The sequence below is a fragment of the Candidatus Methylomirabilota bacterium genome, assembly GCA_035260325.1.
Taxonomy (GTDB): domain Bacteria; phylum Methylomirabilota; class Methylomirabilia; order Rokubacteriales; family CSP1-6; genus AR19.
This window is the reverse complement of sequence record DATFVL010000289.1, coordinates 15019-27445: the sequence shown is the minus strand read 5'-3', so window position 1 is coordinate 27445 and position 12427 is coordinate 15019. Positions and strand designations below refer to the sequence as shown.

Annotated in this window: 27 protein-coding genes; all 27 read left to right on the top strand. The window is 70.3% G+C overall.

Annotated features, from left to right (window positions below; translation table 11 throughout):
• Positions 1-102 (top strand): elongation factor Tu (locus VKG64_18625; GenBank protein HKB27056.1); only part of this gene is annotated, 102 nt, incomplete at its 5' end.
• A 4-nt stretch (positions 103-106) separates the two neighbouring features.
• Positions 107-427, top strand: coding sequence for a 30S ribosomal protein S10 (gene rpsJ, locus VKG64_18620; protein ID HKB27055.1), 321 nt, complete (start codon positions 107-109; stop codon positions 425-427).
• An 8-nt stretch (positions 428-435) separates the two neighbouring features.
• Positions 436-1113: a 50S ribosomal protein L3 gene (rplC, locus tag VKG64_18615; protein ID HKB27054.1), complete on the top strand. Its 678-nt coding sequence runs from the start codon at positions 436-438 to the stop codon at positions 1111-1113.
• A gap of 2 nt (positions 1114-1115) precedes the next feature.
• The gene (gene rplD, locus VKG64_18610) at positions 1116-1745 is read left to right on the top strand and encodes a 50S ribosomal protein L4 (protein HKB27053.1); all 630 of its coding nucleotides are present in this window, start codon (positions 1116-1118) and stop codon (positions 1743-1745) included.
• Positions 1742-2035: a 50S ribosomal protein L23 gene (gene rplW, locus VKG64_18605; protein ID HKB27052.1), complete on the top strand. Its 294-nt coding sequence runs from the start codon at positions 1742-1744 to the stop codon at positions 2033-2035. Before rplD ends, rplW begins: the two co-directional genes overlap by 4 nt.
• A 5-nt stretch (positions 2036-2040) precedes the next feature.
• Entirely contained in the window at positions 2041-2865 is an 825-nt protein-coding gene (rplB, locus tag VKG64_18600) for a 50S ribosomal protein L2 (GenBank protein ID HKB27051.1), read from the top strand.
• 9 nt (positions 2866-2874) lie between these two features.
• Positions 2875-3168, top strand: a complete 294-nt coding sequence (gene rpsS, locus VKG64_18595; GenBank protein HKB27050.1) for a 30S ribosomal protein S19 — start codon at positions 2875-2877, stop codon at positions 3166-3168.
• 9 nt (positions 3169-3177) lie between these two features.
• Positions 3178-3720 carry a 50S ribosomal protein L22 gene (gene rplV / locus VKG64_18590; protein HKB27049.1) on the top strand — a complete coding sequence of 181 codons (543 nt, stop codon included), beginning with the start codon at positions 3178-3180 and terminating at the stop codon, positions 3718-3720.
• Between the two features lie 3 nt (positions 3721-3723).
• Complete coding sequence (gene rpsC, locus VKG64_18585; GenBank protein ID HKB27048.1) at positions 3724-4368, top strand: 30S ribosomal protein S3; 645 nt, start codon at positions 3724-3726, stop codon at positions 4366-4368.
• Positions 4369-4380: 12 nt separating this feature from the next.
• The gene (rplP, locus tag VKG64_18580; protein HKB27047.1) at positions 4381-4797 is read left to right on the top strand and encodes a 50S ribosomal protein L16; all 417 of its coding nucleotides are present in this window, start codon (positions 4381-4383) and stop codon (positions 4795-4797) included.
• Complete coding sequence (rpmC, locus tag VKG64_18575; protein ID HKB27046.1) at positions 4794-4982, top strand: 50S ribosomal protein L29; 189 nt, start codon at positions 4794-4796, stop codon at positions 4980-4982. Before rplP ends, rpmC begins: the two co-directional genes overlap by 4 nt.
• Before the next feature lie 4 nt (positions 4983-4986).
• Positions 4987-5235 carry a 30S ribosomal protein S17 gene (gene rpsQ / locus VKG64_18570; protein HKB27045.1) on the top strand — a complete coding sequence of 83 codons (249 nt, stop codon included), beginning with the start codon at positions 4987-4989 and terminating at the stop codon, positions 5233-5235.
• Positions 5236-5238: 3 nt separating this feature from the next.
• Positions 5239-5607 carry a 50S ribosomal protein L14 gene (rplN, locus tag VKG64_18565; GenBank protein ID HKB27044.1) on the top strand — a complete coding sequence of 123 codons (369 nt, stop codon included), beginning with the start codon at positions 5239-5241 and terminating at the stop codon, positions 5605-5607.
• A complete protein-coding gene (rplX, locus tag VKG64_18560; protein HKB27043.1) occupies positions 5607-5933 on the top strand; it encodes a 50S ribosomal protein L24 in 327 nt (108 codons plus the stop codon). The genes rplN and rplX overlap by 1 nt, the downstream gene beginning before the upstream one ends.
• A 158-nt stretch (positions 5934-6091) precedes the next feature.
• A complete protein-coding gene (gene rplE / locus VKG64_18555) occupies positions 6092-6634 on the top strand; it encodes a 50S ribosomal protein L5 (protein HKB27042.1) in 543 nt (180 codons plus the stop codon).
• A gap of 7 nt (positions 6635-6641) precedes the next feature.
• Entirely contained in the window at positions 6642-6827 is a 186-nt protein-coding gene (locus tag VKG64_18550; GenBank protein ID HKB27041.1) for a type Z 30S ribosomal protein S14, read from the top strand.
• Between the two features lie 4 nt (positions 6828-6831).
• Positions 6832-7227, top strand: a complete 396-nt coding sequence (gene rpsH / locus VKG64_18545) for a 30S ribosomal protein S8 (GenBank protein HKB27040.1) — start codon at positions 6832-6834, stop codon at positions 7225-7227.
• 7 nt (positions 7228-7234) lie between these two features.
• Positions 7235-7783: a 50S ribosomal protein L6 gene (gene rplF / locus VKG64_18540; protein HKB27039.1), complete on the top strand. Its 549-nt coding sequence runs from the start codon at positions 7235-7237 to the stop codon at positions 7781-7783.
• Positions 7780-8145, top strand: a complete 366-nt coding sequence (gene rplR, locus VKG64_18535) for a 50S ribosomal protein L18 (protein HKB27038.1) — start codon at positions 7780-7782, stop codon at positions 8143-8145. The genes rplF and rplR overlap by 4 nt, the downstream gene beginning before the upstream one ends.
• Before the next feature lie 32 nt (positions 8146-8177).
• On the top strand, positions 8178-8711 hold the full coding sequence (gene rpsE / locus VKG64_18530; protein ID HKB27037.1) for a 30S ribosomal protein S5: 534 nt from the start codon (positions 8178-8180) through the stop codon (positions 8709-8711).
• The gene (gene rpmD / locus VKG64_18525; GenBank protein HKB27036.1) at positions 8692-8880 is read left to right on the top strand and encodes a 50S ribosomal protein L30; all 189 of its coding nucleotides are present in this window, start codon (positions 8692-8694) and stop codon (positions 8878-8880) included. The genes rpsE and rpmD overlap by 20 nt, the downstream gene beginning before the upstream one ends.
• Positions 8870-9337 carry a 50S ribosomal protein L15 gene (rplO, locus tag VKG64_18520; GenBank protein ID HKB27035.1) on the top strand — a complete coding sequence of 156 codons (468 nt, stop codon included), beginning with the start codon at positions 8870-8872 and terminating at the stop codon, positions 9335-9337. The genes rpmD and rplO overlap by 11 nt, the downstream gene beginning before the upstream one ends.
• Complete coding sequence (secY, locus tag VKG64_18515) at positions 9337-10665, top strand: preprotein translocase subunit SecY (GenBank protein HKB27034.1); 1329 nt, start codon at positions 9337-9339, stop codon at positions 10663-10665. The genes rplO and secY overlap by 1 nt, the downstream gene beginning before the upstream one ends.
• A gap of 2 nt (positions 10666-10667) precedes the next feature.
• Complete coding sequence (locus VKG64_18510; protein ID HKB27033.1) at positions 10668-11318, top strand: adenylate kinase; 651 nt, start codon at positions 10668-10670, stop codon at positions 11316-11318.
• A complete protein-coding gene (gene map / locus VKG64_18505; GenBank protein ID HKB27032.1) occupies positions 11315-12064 on the top strand; it encodes a type I methionyl aminopeptidase in 750 nt (249 codons plus the stop codon). The genes VKG64_18510 and map overlap by 4 nt, the downstream gene beginning before the upstream one ends.
• Positions 12061-12279, top strand: a complete 219-nt coding sequence (infA, locus tag VKG64_18500) for a translation initiation factor IF-1 (GenBank protein ID HKB27031.1) — start codon at positions 12061-12063, stop codon at positions 12277-12279. The genes map and infA overlap by 4 nt, the downstream gene beginning before the upstream one ends.
• A gap of 13 nt (positions 12280-12292) precedes the next feature.
• Positions 12293-12406 carry a 50S ribosomal protein L36 gene (rpmJ, locus tag VKG64_18495; protein HKB27030.1) on the top strand — a complete coding sequence of 38 codons (114 nt, stop codon included), beginning with the start codon at positions 12293-12295 and terminating at the stop codon, positions 12404-12406.
• Positions 12407-12427 lie beyond the last annotated feature (21 nt).

The window sequence follows — 12427 nt, the reverse complement described above, 5'->3', positions numbered from 1 at the left end:
GAGCTGATCATGCCGATCGCGATGGAGAAGGAGCTGCGGTTCGCGATCCGGGAGGGGGGGCGGACGGTGGGGGCGGGCGTCGTCACGGAGATCACGGAGTAGCGACATGGCGACCGTGGCCGCCGACCAGAAGATCCGGATCCGCCTCAAGGCGTACGACCATCAACTCCTCGATCGGTCGGTCAAGGAGATCGTCGAGACCGTGCGGCGGACCGGCGCGCGCATCTCGGGCCCCGTGCTGCTCCCGACCATCATCAACCGCTGGACCGTGCTGCGGAGCCCCCACGTCGACAAGACCTCGCGCGAGCAGTTCGAGATGCGCACCCACAAGCGGCTGCTCGACATCGTGGACCCCACGCCCCAGACTGTCGACTCGCTCATGAAGCTGGATCTGCCCGCCGGAGTGGACGTTGAAATCAAGCTCTAGGGCCCGACATGGCGCGTAAAGAGGGACTCATCGGCCGCAAGGTCGGCATGACCCAGGTCTTCGGCGACGACGGGAGCCACGTGCCCGTCACCGTCATCGAGGCCGGACCCTGCACGATCCTGGGCGTCCGCACGAAAGACACCCACGGCTACGACGCGCTCCAGCTCGGCTTCGGCGCGAAGAAGAAGAACGTCTCGAAGCCGGCGGCCGGCGTCTTCAAGAAGCTCGGTGTCGCGCCGATGCGGGTCGTGCGCGAGGTGCGGCTCGAGAAGACCGAGAAGCTCCAGGGCTACGAGGTCGGCCAGGCGCTCACGGTGACCATGTTCCAGCCGGGTGAGCTCGTGGACGTCGTCGGCGTGACGAAGGGCAAGGGCTTCCAGGGCGGCGTGCGGCGCTACGGCTGGTACGGCGGCGACGCGACCCACGGCTCGATGTTCCACCGCGCGCCGGGCTCCATCGGCGCCTCGTCGGACCCCTCGCGCGTCTGGCCGGGCCACCATATGCCGGGGCGCATGGGCGGCGACCGGCGCACGACGCTGAACCTGTCGGTCGTGCGCGTGCTGCCCGAGCAGAACCTGGTCCTGGTGCGGGGCGCCGTGCCGGGCGCCAACGGCTCGCTCGTCATGCTCCGGAAGTCCGTGAAGCTGACCAAGGCGCAGCGGCAGAAGGCGGCGGAGAAGAAGTAGCGATGGCGACCGTGCCCGTGCTGGACGCGAAGGGGAAGAAGGCGGGGACGCTCGAGGTCCGGCCCGAGGTCTTCGGCGTCGAGATCCGCGTGCCGCTCCTCCACCAGGCCGTGACGCGCGAGCTCGCCGACCGGCGCGCGGGGACCCACGACACGAAGGGGCGGAGCGAGGTCTCGGGGGGCGGCCGGAAGCCGTGGAAGCAGAAGGGGACCGGCCGCGCCCGGCAGGGCTCGATCCGCGCGCCGCAGTGGAAGGGCGGCGGCAAGGCGTTCGGCCCGACGCCGCGGAGCTACGCGCAGGACCTGCCCCGCACGATGCGGCGCGAGGCGCTGCGCGCCGCCGTCGCCGCGCGGATCGCCGACGGCGCGCTCGCCGTGATCGAGGCGCTCGACGGCGCCGACGCGAAGACGAAGTCGCTCGTCGCCCGGCTCGGCGCCCTCGGGCTCCGCGCCGAGCCGACGCTCCTGGTGGTGCGCGAGCTCGGCGAAGGCCTCGCCCGCGCCTCGCGCAACGTGCCGTGGCTCGAGGTGGAGACGCCGGCGCACGTCTCCGTCTACCAGCTCCTGCGCGCGCGGCGGGTGGTGTTCGAGCGCGCGGGGCTCCAGGCCCTCGAGGAGGCGCTCAAGGCATGAGCCGGCCGGCCCGCGCGATCCTGCTCCGCCCGCTCATGACCGAGAAGACCATGCGGCAGAAGGAAGAGCAGAACACCGTCACGTTCAAGGTGCGCCCGGACGCGAACAAGGTGGAGATCCGCACCGCGGTCGAGGAGGTCTTCAACGTCAAGGTCGCCTCGGTCCGGACCGCGTCGTTCGAGGGCAAGCTGAAGCGGATGGGCCGCTTCCAGGGCCGGCGCCCGGACTGGAAGAAGGCGATCGTGACGCTCCAGCCCGGCCACAAGATCGAGCTCGTCGAGGGGGCCTGAGCGTCATGGGGATCCGAACCGTCAAGCCGACGTCCGCGGCCCGCCGTTACCTCACGTACGTCACGTACGAGGAGATCACCAAGAAGACGCCCGAGAAGGGCCTGCTCGAGCCCAAGCGCCGGACGAACGGCCGCAACGTCTACGGCCGCATCACGGTGCGCCACCGGGGCGGCGGGGCCAAGCGCATGCTGCGGACGGTGGACTTCCGCCGCGAGAAGTTCGGCATCCCGGCGCGCGTCGCGGCGATCGAGTACGATCCGAACCGCTCGGCGCGGCTCGCGCTGCTCCACTACCGCGACGGCGAGAAGCGCTACATCATCGCGCCGCACGGGCTCAAGGTCGGCGACACGCTGATGTCGGGGCCGCAGGCCGACATCCTGCCGGGCAACGCGCTGCCGGTGCGGAACATCCCGGTCGGCACGCTGATCCACGCGATCGAGCTGCAGCCCGGCAAGGGCGCCCAGCTCTGCCGGAGCGCCGGCGCCCAGGCACAGCTGCTCGCCAAGGAGGGCGACCGGGCCACGCTCAAGATGCCCTCGGGCGAGGTGCGGCTCATCTCGATCGGCTGCATGGCGACGGTGGGGCAGGTCGGCAACCTCGACCACGAGAACGTGTCCGTCGGCAAGGCGGGGCGCGTCCGCTGGCTGGGCTTCCGCCCGACGGTGCGCGGCACCGTGATGAACCCGGTGGACCACCCGATGGGCGGCGGCGAGGGCAAGGGCAAGGGCAACCATCCGATGACGCCGTGGGGGAAGCCGACGAAGGGCTACAAGACGCGGCGCGGCGCGCGGCCGTCGGATCGGAACATCGTGACGCGGCGGACGAAATAGGAGCCGGCCATGGGACGCTCCCTCAGGAAGGGGCCGTACATCGACGAGACGCTGATGGCCCGGATCGACGAGCTGAACCGGACCCGGCAGAAGAAGGTGCTCAAGACCTGGTCGCGCCGCTCGACGATCGCGCCGGAGTTCGTCGGCCACACGCTCGCCGTGCACAACGGCAAGAAGTTCATCCCCGTGTACGTCACGGAGAACATGGTGGGCCACCGCCTCGGCGAGTTCGCGCTCACGCGGACGTTCAAGGCGCACGGCTCGGCCGAGAAGGCGACGACGTCGCCGACGGGGAAGTCGTAGCCCGCGCCGATGAAGACCAGCGCCACGGCCCGCTTCGTCCGCCTCTCCGCCCGGAAGGCACGGCTCGTGCTGGACCAGATCCGCGGCAAGCCGGTGGGCGAGGCGCTGGCGACGCTCGAGTACACGCCGCGCGCCGCGGCGCGGATCATCGAGAAGGTGCTGCGCTCGGCCGTCGCGAACGCCGAGCACAACCACCAGGTGCGCAACCTCGACGACCTGCGCGTCGTCCTGGCCATCGCCGACGGCGGCCCCTCGATGAAGCGCGTGCAGCCGCGCGCGATGGGGCGCGCCTTCTTCATCAAGCACCGGACGAGCCATCTCACCATCGGGGTGAGCGACGAGGCGAACGGCGCCCGGCCCGTCGCGGCGCCGCGCCACACGCGCGTGCCGGCGACGCCGACGCCGGCCGCGCCGGCGGCGCCCGCGGCGGCGGCCCCGCAGCCGGCGGCGGCTCCGGCGGCGCCGGCCAAGAAGGGACGCGCGGCGGCCAAGGGCAAGGCGAAGCCGGCAGCGAAGGCGCCCGCCAAGGGCAAGCCGAAGGAGAGGAAATAGGCGATGGGCCAGAAGACGCATCCGATCGGGTTCCGCCTGGGATCGACGCGGACGTGGAGCTCGCGCTGGTTCGCCACCAAGAGCTACGCGAAGCTCCTGCACGAGGACGTGAAGATCCGGCGTTACATCAAGGACCAGCTCTACCACGCGGGCATCGCGAAGATCGACATCGAGCGCTCCGCCAACCGGGCGCGGATCACGATCGCGACGGCGCGGCCCGGGATCATCATCGGCCGGAAGGGCTCGGAGGTCGAGAAGCTCAAGAACGAGCTGCAGGCGCGGACCGGGAAGGAGATCTACCTCAACATCGAGGAGGTCATCCACCCCGAGCTCGACGCCCAGCTCGTGGCCGAGAACGTCGCGCTCCAGCTCCAGAAGCGCGTGGCGTTCCGGCGCGCGATGAAGAAGGCCGTGACCTCGGCGTTGCGGCTGGGCGCCGATGGCATCCGGATCGCCTGCGCCGGCCGGCTGGGCGGCGGCGAGATCGCGCGCAGGGAGTGGTATCGCGACGGGCGCGTGCCGCTCCACACGATCCGGGCCGACATCGACTACGGCCTCGCGACCGCGCACACGACCTACGGCACGATCGGCGTGAAGGTGTGGGTCTTCAAGGGCGAGGTGCTCCGCGCCGCGCCGGCGGAGGCGTGAGACGGGCCGCCCATGCTGATGCCCAAGCGCGTCAAGTACCGGAAGGCCCAGCGCGGGCGCATGAAGGGCACCGCGCAGCGCGGCGCGACGCTCGCGTTCGGCGAGTACGGCCTGAAGGCGCTCGAGCCCGGCTGGGTCACCAATCGACAAATCGAGGCGGCGCGCGTCGCGCTGACGCGGAGCCTCAAGCGCGGCGGCAAGATCTGGATCCGGATCTTCCCCGACAAGCCGGTGACCAAGAAGCCCGCCGAGACGCGGATGGGCAAGGGCAAGGGGAACCCCGAGGAGTGGGTGGCGGTGGTCAAGCCGGGCCGAATCATGTACGAGATGCAGGGCGTGCCGGAGGACCTCGCGCGCGAGGCGTTCCGCACGGCCGGTCAGAAGATGGGCATCGCGACGAAGTTCGTGATGCGCACGCGGGCGCTATGAAAGCGGCGAAGTGGCGGGACCTCTCCGACGAGGAGCTGGCGCAGAAGGCGCGCGAGCTCAGCGAGGAGGTCTTCAACCTGCGTTTCCAGCTGTCGATGGGGGTGGCGAAGAACCCGTCGCGCATGAACCAAGCCCGGAAGGATCTCGCCCGGGCGTACACCGTGATGCGCGAGAGGAAGGGGTAGGCACGTGGGCGAGCGGAAGAGCCGCGAGGGCGTGGTGGTGAGCGACGCGATGCAGAAGACGCGCGTCGTGCGGATCGAGCGCGTGTTCCGGCACCCGCGCTACGAGCGCGTCGTCCGGGTGTCGAAGAAGCTGAAGGCGCACGACGAGGCCAACGCGAGCCGCGTCGGGGACCGGGTGCTGATCGAGGAGACCCGGCCGCTGTCGAAGGAGAAGCGCTGGCGGATCCTCAGGATCCTGAGCCGCGCCTCCTAGCCCATGATCCAGCCGCGCTCGATGCTCGACGTGGCCGACAACTCCGGCGCCAAGCGGGTGCAATGCATCCGCGTGATGGGCGGCTCGAACAAGCGCTACGCCTCGCTCGGGGACACGGTGATCGTCGCCGTGAAGGAGGCCGCGCCCGACGGCACGGTGAAGAAGGGCGAGGTCGCGCGCGCCGTGGTCGTCCGCACCGTCAAGGAAGTGCGGCGCAAGGACGGTTCGTACATCCGCTTCGACCGGAACGCCGTCGTGCTGATCAAGCCCGACGAGAACCCGGTCGGCACGCGCATCTTCGGCCCCGTCGCGCGGGAGCTGCGCGAGCGGCAGTACACGAAGATCATCTCGCTCGCGCCGGAGGTGCTCTGATGGCCGACGCCCACGTCCGGCGCGGCGACACCGTCGCGGTCATCGCCGGCAAGGAGCGGGGCAAGCGCGGCAAGGTGCTGCGCGTGCTCCGCGGCGACGGCCGCGTGCTCGTCGAGAAGGTCAACATGGTGAAGAAGCACCAGCGGCCCACGCAGAAGCTGCGGCAGGGCGGCATCATCGAGCGCGAGGGCGCGCTCGCGCTCTCGAACGTGCAGCTCGTGTGCGGCCGCTGCAACAAGCCCGTGCGCACGGGCATCAAGGTGCTCGCCGACGGCAAGAAGCTCCGCGTGTGCCGGCGCTGCGGCGAGCCGATCGACAAGGGTTAGGGGCCATGGCGAAAGACGCAGCGAAGGAGACGCCGAAGCCGGCGCCGAAGCCGCAGGCGGCCGCGCGGCCGGCCGGGGGCAAGGGTCAGCCGAAGAAGGGCGAGGGCGCGCCTCAGGCCCCGGCCGTCGCGAAGGGGCGCCCGAAGGGCGCCGGCAAGATTCCGGCGCGGCTCCTGGTGACGTTCCGGCAGGCGGTCCTCCCGGCCCTCATGAAGGAGCGCGGCTACACGAACCCGTGGCAGGTGCCGCGCCTGGAGAAGATCGTCATCAACATGGGCGTCGGCGAGGGGCGCGAGAACGCGAAGGTGCTCGACTTCGCGACGGCCGATCTGCAGTCGATCACCGGGCAGAAGCCGATCGTCACGCGCGCGAAGAAGTCCATCGCGAACTTCAAGCTCCGCGAGGGCGTGCCGATCGGGGCGAAGGTGACGCTGCGGGGCGCGCGGATGTACGAGTTCTTCGACCGGCTGGTCAACGTCGCGCTGCCGCGCGTCCGGGACTTCAAGGGCGTGCCGCCGAAGGGGTTCGACGGCCGGGGCAACTACGCGCTCGGGCTCCGCGAGCAGCTCATCTTCCCCGAGATCGTGTACGACACGGTCGACAAGGTGCGCGGGATGGACATCAACATCGTCACGACGGCGCGGAGGGACGAGGACGCGAAGGCGCTCCTGGCGCACCTCGGCATGCCGTTCAGGGAGTAGCAGGCGTATGGCGAAGACCGCCCTCATCATGAAGTCGCAGCGCACGCCGAAGTTCTCGACGCGCGCCCACAGCCGATGCAAGCTCTGCGGGCGTCCGCGCGGCTACCTGCGGAAGTTCGAGATGTGCCGCTTGTGCTTCCGCGAGCTCGCGCTCAAGGGCGAGGTGCCGGGCATCGTGAAGGCGAGCTGGTAGGCCCATGCGCAGCGATCCGATCGCCGACATGCTGACCCGTATCCGCAACGCGAGCCGGGCGGAGCACGAGAAGGTCGACATCCCCTCCTCGCGGCTCAAGGTGCGCATCGCGGAGCTCCTGAAGGACGAGGGGTTCATCAAGAACTTCCGGCTGCTCGAGAACGGCAAGCAGCCCACGCTGCGCGTCTACCTCAAGTACGGCGCGGCCAACGAGAGGATGATCTCGGGGCTCGTGCGCGTGTCCACCCCGGGCCGGCGCGTCTACGTCAGGCACGACCGGATCCCGTCGATCCTCGGGGGCATGGGCGTGGCGCTCCTGTCCACGTCGAGGGGCGTCGTCACGGACCGCGACGCGCGCAAGCAGAAGACGGGCGGGGAAGTCCTCGCCTACGTGTGGTGAGGGGCGCATGTCACGGATCGGACGCAAGCCCATCGTGATCCCGCAGGGCGTGAAGGTCCACGTGGACGGCGCCACCGTCCACGCCGAGGGGCCCAAGGGCAAGCTCGCCCAGCCGGTCCCCGCGGGGCTCAGCGCGAGGGTGGACGGAAACCAGGTCCTCATCTCCCGGCAGGGGGACGAGCGCAGGGAGCGCGCGCTCCACGGCCTCACGCGGGCCCTCGTCGCCAACATGGTCAGCGGCGTCAAGGACGGCTTCGTGAAGAAGCTCGAGATCGTCGGCATCGGCTACCGCGCCCAGATGCAGGGGCGCGCGATCCAGCTGGCGCTCGGCTACTCGCATCCCATCGTCTTCCCGCTCCCCGAGGGCGTGACCGCGGAGATCGACAAGCAGACGGCGATCACCCTGCGCGGGCCGGACAAGGCGGTGCTCGGCCAGACCGCGGCGCGCCTCCGGGTGCTGCGGCGGCCCGACCCGTACAAGGGCAAGGGCGTCAGGTACGCCGGCGAGGTGATCCGCCGCAAGGTCGGCAAGAAGGCGGGGGCGGGCGCGAAATGATCACGAAGGAGCGGAAGGTCGCGCGCGACATCCGGCACCATCGCCTGAGGCGATACGTGCGCGGCTCGGCCGCGCGGCCGCGGCTCGCCGTCTACCGGAGCCTCCAGCACATCTACGCGCAGCTCATCGACGACGACGCCGGGCGGACGGTGCTGGCGGTGGACAGCCGCAGCAAGGAGTTCCGTGCCCGGCACACGACGGGCGGCAACGTCGCCGCGGCGAAGGCGGTCGGCGAGCTGCTCGCGGAGAAAGCCAAGGCGCAGGGCGTCGTGCGGGTGGTGTTCGATCGCGGCGGGTTCAAGTATCACGGGCGGGTGAAGGCGCTGGCCGACGCGGCGCGCGCCGGCGGGCTGGGGTTTTAATGGCGGCCGTGCCTGAGATCAGGAGGCGGTGAGTGGCGGGAGCAAGGATCGATCCGAGCGTGCTCGAGCTGAACGACCGCGTGGTGTCCATCAACCGCGTGGCGAAGGTCGTGAAGGGCGGTCGCCGGTTCTCGTTCACGGCGCTCGTCGTCGTGGGCGATGGCCGCGGCCACGTGGGCATGGGGCTGGGCAAGGCCAAGGAGGTCCCCGAGGCCATCCGCAAGGCGGTCGAGCATGCGAAGAAGGACCTCATCTTCGTCCCGCTCAAGGACACGACGATCCCCTGCGAGATCACCGGCCACTTCGGCGCGGGGCGCGTGTTCCTGAAGCCGGCCGTCCCGGGCACGGGCGTCATCGCGGGCGGGGCCGTCCGGCCGATCCTCGAGGCGGCGGGCGTGCAGGACATCCTCACGAAGACGCTCGGCTCGAACAACCCCCACAACGTCCTCAAGGCGACGCTCGACGCGCTCCGTCAGATCAAGCGGCTCCAAGATCTGCACGCGGCGCGGCGGCGCGGCGACGGGGCGGGCCCGGAGGAGGCGGCGGTTGGCAAGCAAGAAGCTTAGGATCACCCTCTTCCGCTCGATCATCGGCCTCTCGCCCAAGCAGGAGGCCACCGTCAAGGCGCTGGGGCTCCGTCACATCCGCCAGCAGGTGGTCCACGAGGACAGCGCGACCGTGCGGGGCATGATCGCCAAGGTGCCGCACATGCTTCGGGTGACCCATGAGGCTTGACGAGCTCCGGCCGGCGCCGGGCGCCACGAAGGCGCGCAAGAAGATCGGGCGCGGCCCGGGCTCCGGACACGGCAAGACGTCCGGCAAGGGTCACAAAGGCCAGCACGCCCGCTCGGGCGGCGTCAAGGGCGGCGGCTTCGAGGGCGGCCAGATGCCGCTCTACCGGCGGCTGCCGAAGCGCGGCTTCGTGCCCTACGGGGGCAGGACCGAGTACGCGGTCGTCAATCTGAAATCGCTCGGCGGCTTCGCCGCCAGCGCGGTGGTGGACCCGGACGCCCTCGTGACCGCGGGACTGATCAAGAAGGGCGCCGCCGGGCGCGTCAAGATCCTCGGCGAGGGCGACGTGCCCCACGCGCTCACGGTGAAGGCGCACGCCGTCAGCGGGTCGGCGCGCGCGAAGATCGAGGCGAAGGGCGGGACGGTGGAAGTCCTCGGCGCCCGGGTGTCGGCTTCGTGATCGAAGGCCTGCTGAGCTTCCAGAACGTCTTCAAGATCCCCGAGCTGAAGCGCCGCGTGCTGTTCACCGCGGGCATGCTCGTGGCCTACCGGATCGGCGCCCACGTGCCGACGCCCGGCATCGACGGGCACGCGCTCTCGCAGTTCTTCGACCAGGTGCAGGGCACGCTGCTCGGCATGGTGGACCTCTTCTCGGGCGGCAACCTGCGACGGCTCTCGATCTTCGCGCTCGGGATCATGCCGTACATCTCGGCGTCGATCATCCTCCAGCTCCTGACCGTCGTCGTTCCGACGCTCGAGCGGCTGGCCAAGGAGGGCGAGGCGGGACGGAAGAAGATCACGCAGTACACCCGCTACGGCACGATCGTCCTGTCGGCCATCCAGTCGCTCGGCATCGCCTACGGGCTCGAGAGCATGCGCAGCCCGAACGGGATCTCGATCGTCCCGACGCCCGGCTGGGGCTTCCGGCTGCTCACGATGGTGACGCTCACCGCCGGCACGGCGCTGATCATGTGGATGGGCGAGCAGATCTCCGAGAAGGGCATCGGGAACGGGATCTCGCTCCTGATCTTCGCGGGCATCGTCGTCCGCCTGCCCTCGGCCGTCACCGCCTCGTACACGCTGATGACGACCGGCGAGCTGAAGCTCGTCGTCTTCCTCATCATCGTCGCGGCGATGGTCGCGGTCACCGCGGCCGTCGTGCTCATGCAGGAGGGACAGCGCAAGATTCCGGTCCAGTACGCCAAGCGGGTGGTGGGCCGCCGCGTCTACGGCGGGCAGTCCACCCACATCCCGCTGCGGGTCAACACCGCGGGCGTCATCCCGGTCATCTTCGCCTCGTCGCTCATCCTGTTCCCGGCGACGCTCACGCGCTTCGTCCCGCACCCGTGGATGCAGGCGATCGCCGACGCGCTCTCGCCGGGGCGGTTCTCGTACACGCTCCTCTACATGGGGCTGATCATCTTCTTCGCCTACTTCTACACGGCGATCGTGTTCAACCCGATCGACCTCGCGGACAACATGAAGAAGTACGGCGGCTTCATCCCCGGCGTCCGCCCGGGCAAGAAGACGGCCGAGTTCATCGACCGGACGCTCACCCGGATCACGCTGCCGGGCGCGACCTTCCTCGCGCTCATCTCGGTGCTCCCCGACTACCTCATCCGCTGGTTCAACGTCCCGTTCTATTTCGGCGGCACGAGCCTGCTGATCGTCGTCGGGGTGGCCCTCGACACCGTGCGGCAGATGGAGTCGCACCTCCTCATGCGCAACTACGAGGGCTTCCTCAAGCGCTCGAAGTCGCGCTCGAGCGGGGCGTTCGCGCGCGGGTGAGCATGCGCCTCGCGTTTCTCGGACCCCCCGGCGCCGGCAAGGGCACCCAGGCGCGGGAGCTCGCCCGCGAGTGGGGCGTGCCGCACCTGGCGACGGGCGACATGCTGCGCGAGGCCGTCGCGGCGCGGGCCGCGCTCGGGCTCGAAGCCAAGCGCTACATGGACCAGGGGGCGCTGGTGCCCGACGAGGTCATCATCGGTCTCATGCGCGAGCGGCTGGCGAAGCCCGACGCCGCGACGGGCTTCATCCTGGACGGCTTCCCGCGCACGATCGCCCAGGCGGAGGCGCTCGCCCGGCTCCTCAAGGACGCGGGCCAGGGCCTCGACGCGGTCATCTACTTCGACGTGTCGGAAGAGGAGCTGCTGCGGCGGCTCACGGGCCGGCGCGTCTGCCGCCGGTGCCAGGCGACGTACCACGTGGTCTCGGCGCCGCCGAAGACCCCCGGCGTGTGCGACCGCTGCGGCGGCGAGCTGTACCAGCGCGAGGACGACACCGAAAAGGTCGTGCGAAACCGCCTCGAGGTCTACGCGCGCCAGACGGCGCCGCTGCTCGACTACTACCGGCAGCGGAGCCTCCTCACGACCGTGGCCGCCGAGGGCCCGATCGACGCGATCCGGCAGGCGATCCGCCGGGCGGCGGGCGCCCAGCGATGATCGTGCTCAAGTCGGCGCGCGAGATCGGGCTCATGCGGCAGGCCGGGCACATCCTGGCCGACGTGATGGAGCGCCTGCGCTCGACCGTCCGGGCCGGCGTGTCCACGCTCGAGATCGACCAGGACGTCGAGGCGTTCATCACCGAGCGCGGCGCCCGGCCGGCCTTCAAGGGCTATCGCGGCTTCCCCGCGACGGTCTGCGTCTCGATCAACGAGGAGGTCGTCCACGGGATCCCCTCGGCCCAGCGCAAGATCAAGGACGGCGACATCGTGGGGCTGGACCTCGGCTGCATCGTGGACGGCTACTACGCGGACTGCGCGTTCACCCATCCCGTCGGGCCGGTGGACCCGGGCGTCCGGAAGCTGCTCGACGTCACGCGCGAGAGCCTCGACCTGGCGATCAAGGAGTGCTGGCCCGGGCGCCGGCTCTCCGACGTCTCGCACGCCGTGCAGGCCCACGTCGAGGCCCACGGCCTGTCGGTGGTCCGCGCCTTCGTCGGGCACGGCATCGGGCGCGCGCTGCACGAGGAGCCGCAGATCCCGAACTTCGGCGACCCGGGGCGCGGCCCGCAGCTCGGCCCCGGGATGGTGCTCGCGATCGAGCCGATGGTCACGATGGGAAGCTGGGAGGTCCGGATTCTCGACGACGGCTGGACGGCCGTCACCAAGGACGGGAGCCTGGCCGCGCACTTCGAGCACACCGTCGCGGTGACCGAGGGCGAGCCGGAGGTGCTGACGCGGAAATGACCAAAGAAGATGCGATCGAGGTCGAGGGGACTGTGGTGGAGCCGCTGCCGAACGCGATGTTCCGGGTGGAGCTGGAGAACGGCCACAAAGTGCTCGCGCACGTGAGCGGCAAGATGCGGATGAACTTCATCCGGATCCTGCCGGGCGACCGTGTGAAGGTGGAGCTCTCGCCCTACGACCTGACGCGCGGGCGCATCACGTACCGGTTCAAGTGAGAAGGCGGGGACGATGAAGGTGAGGCCGTCGGTGAAGGTGCGGTGCGAGCACTGCAAGATCGTCAAGCGGCGGGGCGTGACGCGCATCATCTGCAAGAACCCGCGGCACAAGGCCCGACAGGGATAACGTCAGGGAAGGACGGAGACA

Bases quoted from the DNA above. Each gene is read 5' to 3' on its own strand.
- infA (HKB27031.1), top strand. From the start codon at position 12,061: ATGACCAAAGAAGATGCGATCGAGGTCGAGGGGACTGTGGTGGAGCCG.
- VKG64_18550 (HKB27041.1), top strand. From the start codon at position 6,642: ATGGCGAAGACCGCCCTCATCATGAAGTCGCAGCGCACGCCGAAGTTC.
- rplF (HKB27039.1), top strand. From the start codon at position 7,235: ATGTCACGGATCGGACGCAAGCCCATCGTGATCCCGCAGGGCGTGAAG.
- rplB (HKB27051.1), top strand. From the start codon at position 2,041: ATGGGGATCCGAACCGTCAAGCCGACGTCCGCGGCCCGCCGTTACCTC.
- rpsJ (HKB27055.1), top strand. From the start codon at position 107: ATGGCGACCGTGGCCGCCGACCAGAAGATCCGGATCCGCCTCAAGGCG.
- rplP (HKB27047.1), top strand. From the start codon at position 4,381: ATGCTGATGCCCAAGCGCGTCAAGTACCGGAAGGCCCAGCGCGGGCGC.
- rplX (HKB27043.1), top strand. From the start codon at position 5,607: ATGGCCGACGCCCACGTCCGGCGCGGCGACACCGTCGCGGTCATCGCC.
- map (HKB27032.1), top strand. From the start codon at position 11,315: ATGATCGTGCTCAAGTCGGCGCGCGAGATCGGGCTCATGCGGCAGGCC.
- rpsC (HKB27048.1), top strand. From the start codon at position 3,724: ATGGGCCAGAAGACGCATCCGATCGGGTTCCGCCTGGGATCGACGCGG.
- rplW (HKB27052.1), top strand. From the start codon at position 1,742: ATGAGCCGGCCGGCCCGCGCGATCCTGCTCCGCCCGCTCATGACCGAG.
- rplC (HKB27054.1), top strand. From the start codon at position 436: ATGGCGCGTAAAGAGGGACTCATCGGCCGCAAGGTCGGCATGACCCAG.
- rpsH (HKB27040.1), top strand. From the start codon at position 6,832: ATGCGCAGCGATCCGATCGCCGACATGCTGACCCGTATCCGCAACGCG.
- rpmJ (HKB27030.1), top strand. From the start codon at position 12,293: ATGAAGGTGAGGCCGTCGGTGAAGGTGCGGTGCGAGCACTGCAAGATC.
- rplO (HKB27035.1), top strand. From the start codon at position 8,870: ATGAGGCTTGACGAGCTCCGGCCGGCGCCGGGCGCCACGAAGGCGCGC.
- rplD (HKB27053.1), top strand. From the start codon at position 1,116: ATGGCGACCGTGCCCGTGCTGGACGCGAAGGGGAAGAAGGCGGGGACG.
- rplV (HKB27049.1), top strand. From the start codon at position 3,178: ATGAAGACCAGCGCCACGGCCCGCTTCGTCCGCCTCTCCGCCCGGAAG.
- rpmC (HKB27046.1), top strand. From the start codon at position 4,794: ATGAAAGCGGCGAAGTGGCGGGACCTCTCCGACGAGGAGCTGGCGCAG.
- rplR (HKB27038.1), top strand. From the start codon at position 7,780: ATGATCACGAAGGAGCGGAAGGTCGCGCGCGACATCCGGCACCATCGC.
- VKG64_18510 (HKB27033.1), top strand. From the start codon at position 10,668: ATGCGCCTCGCGTTTCTCGGACCCCCCGGCGCCGGCAAGGGCACCCAG.
- rpsS (HKB27050.1), top strand. From the start codon at position 2,875: ATGGGACGCTCCCTCAGGAAGGGGCCGTACATCGACGAGACGCTGATG.
- rplN (HKB27044.1), top strand. From the start codon at position 5,239: ATGATCCAGCCGCGCTCGATGCTCGACGTGGCCGACAACTCCGGCGCC.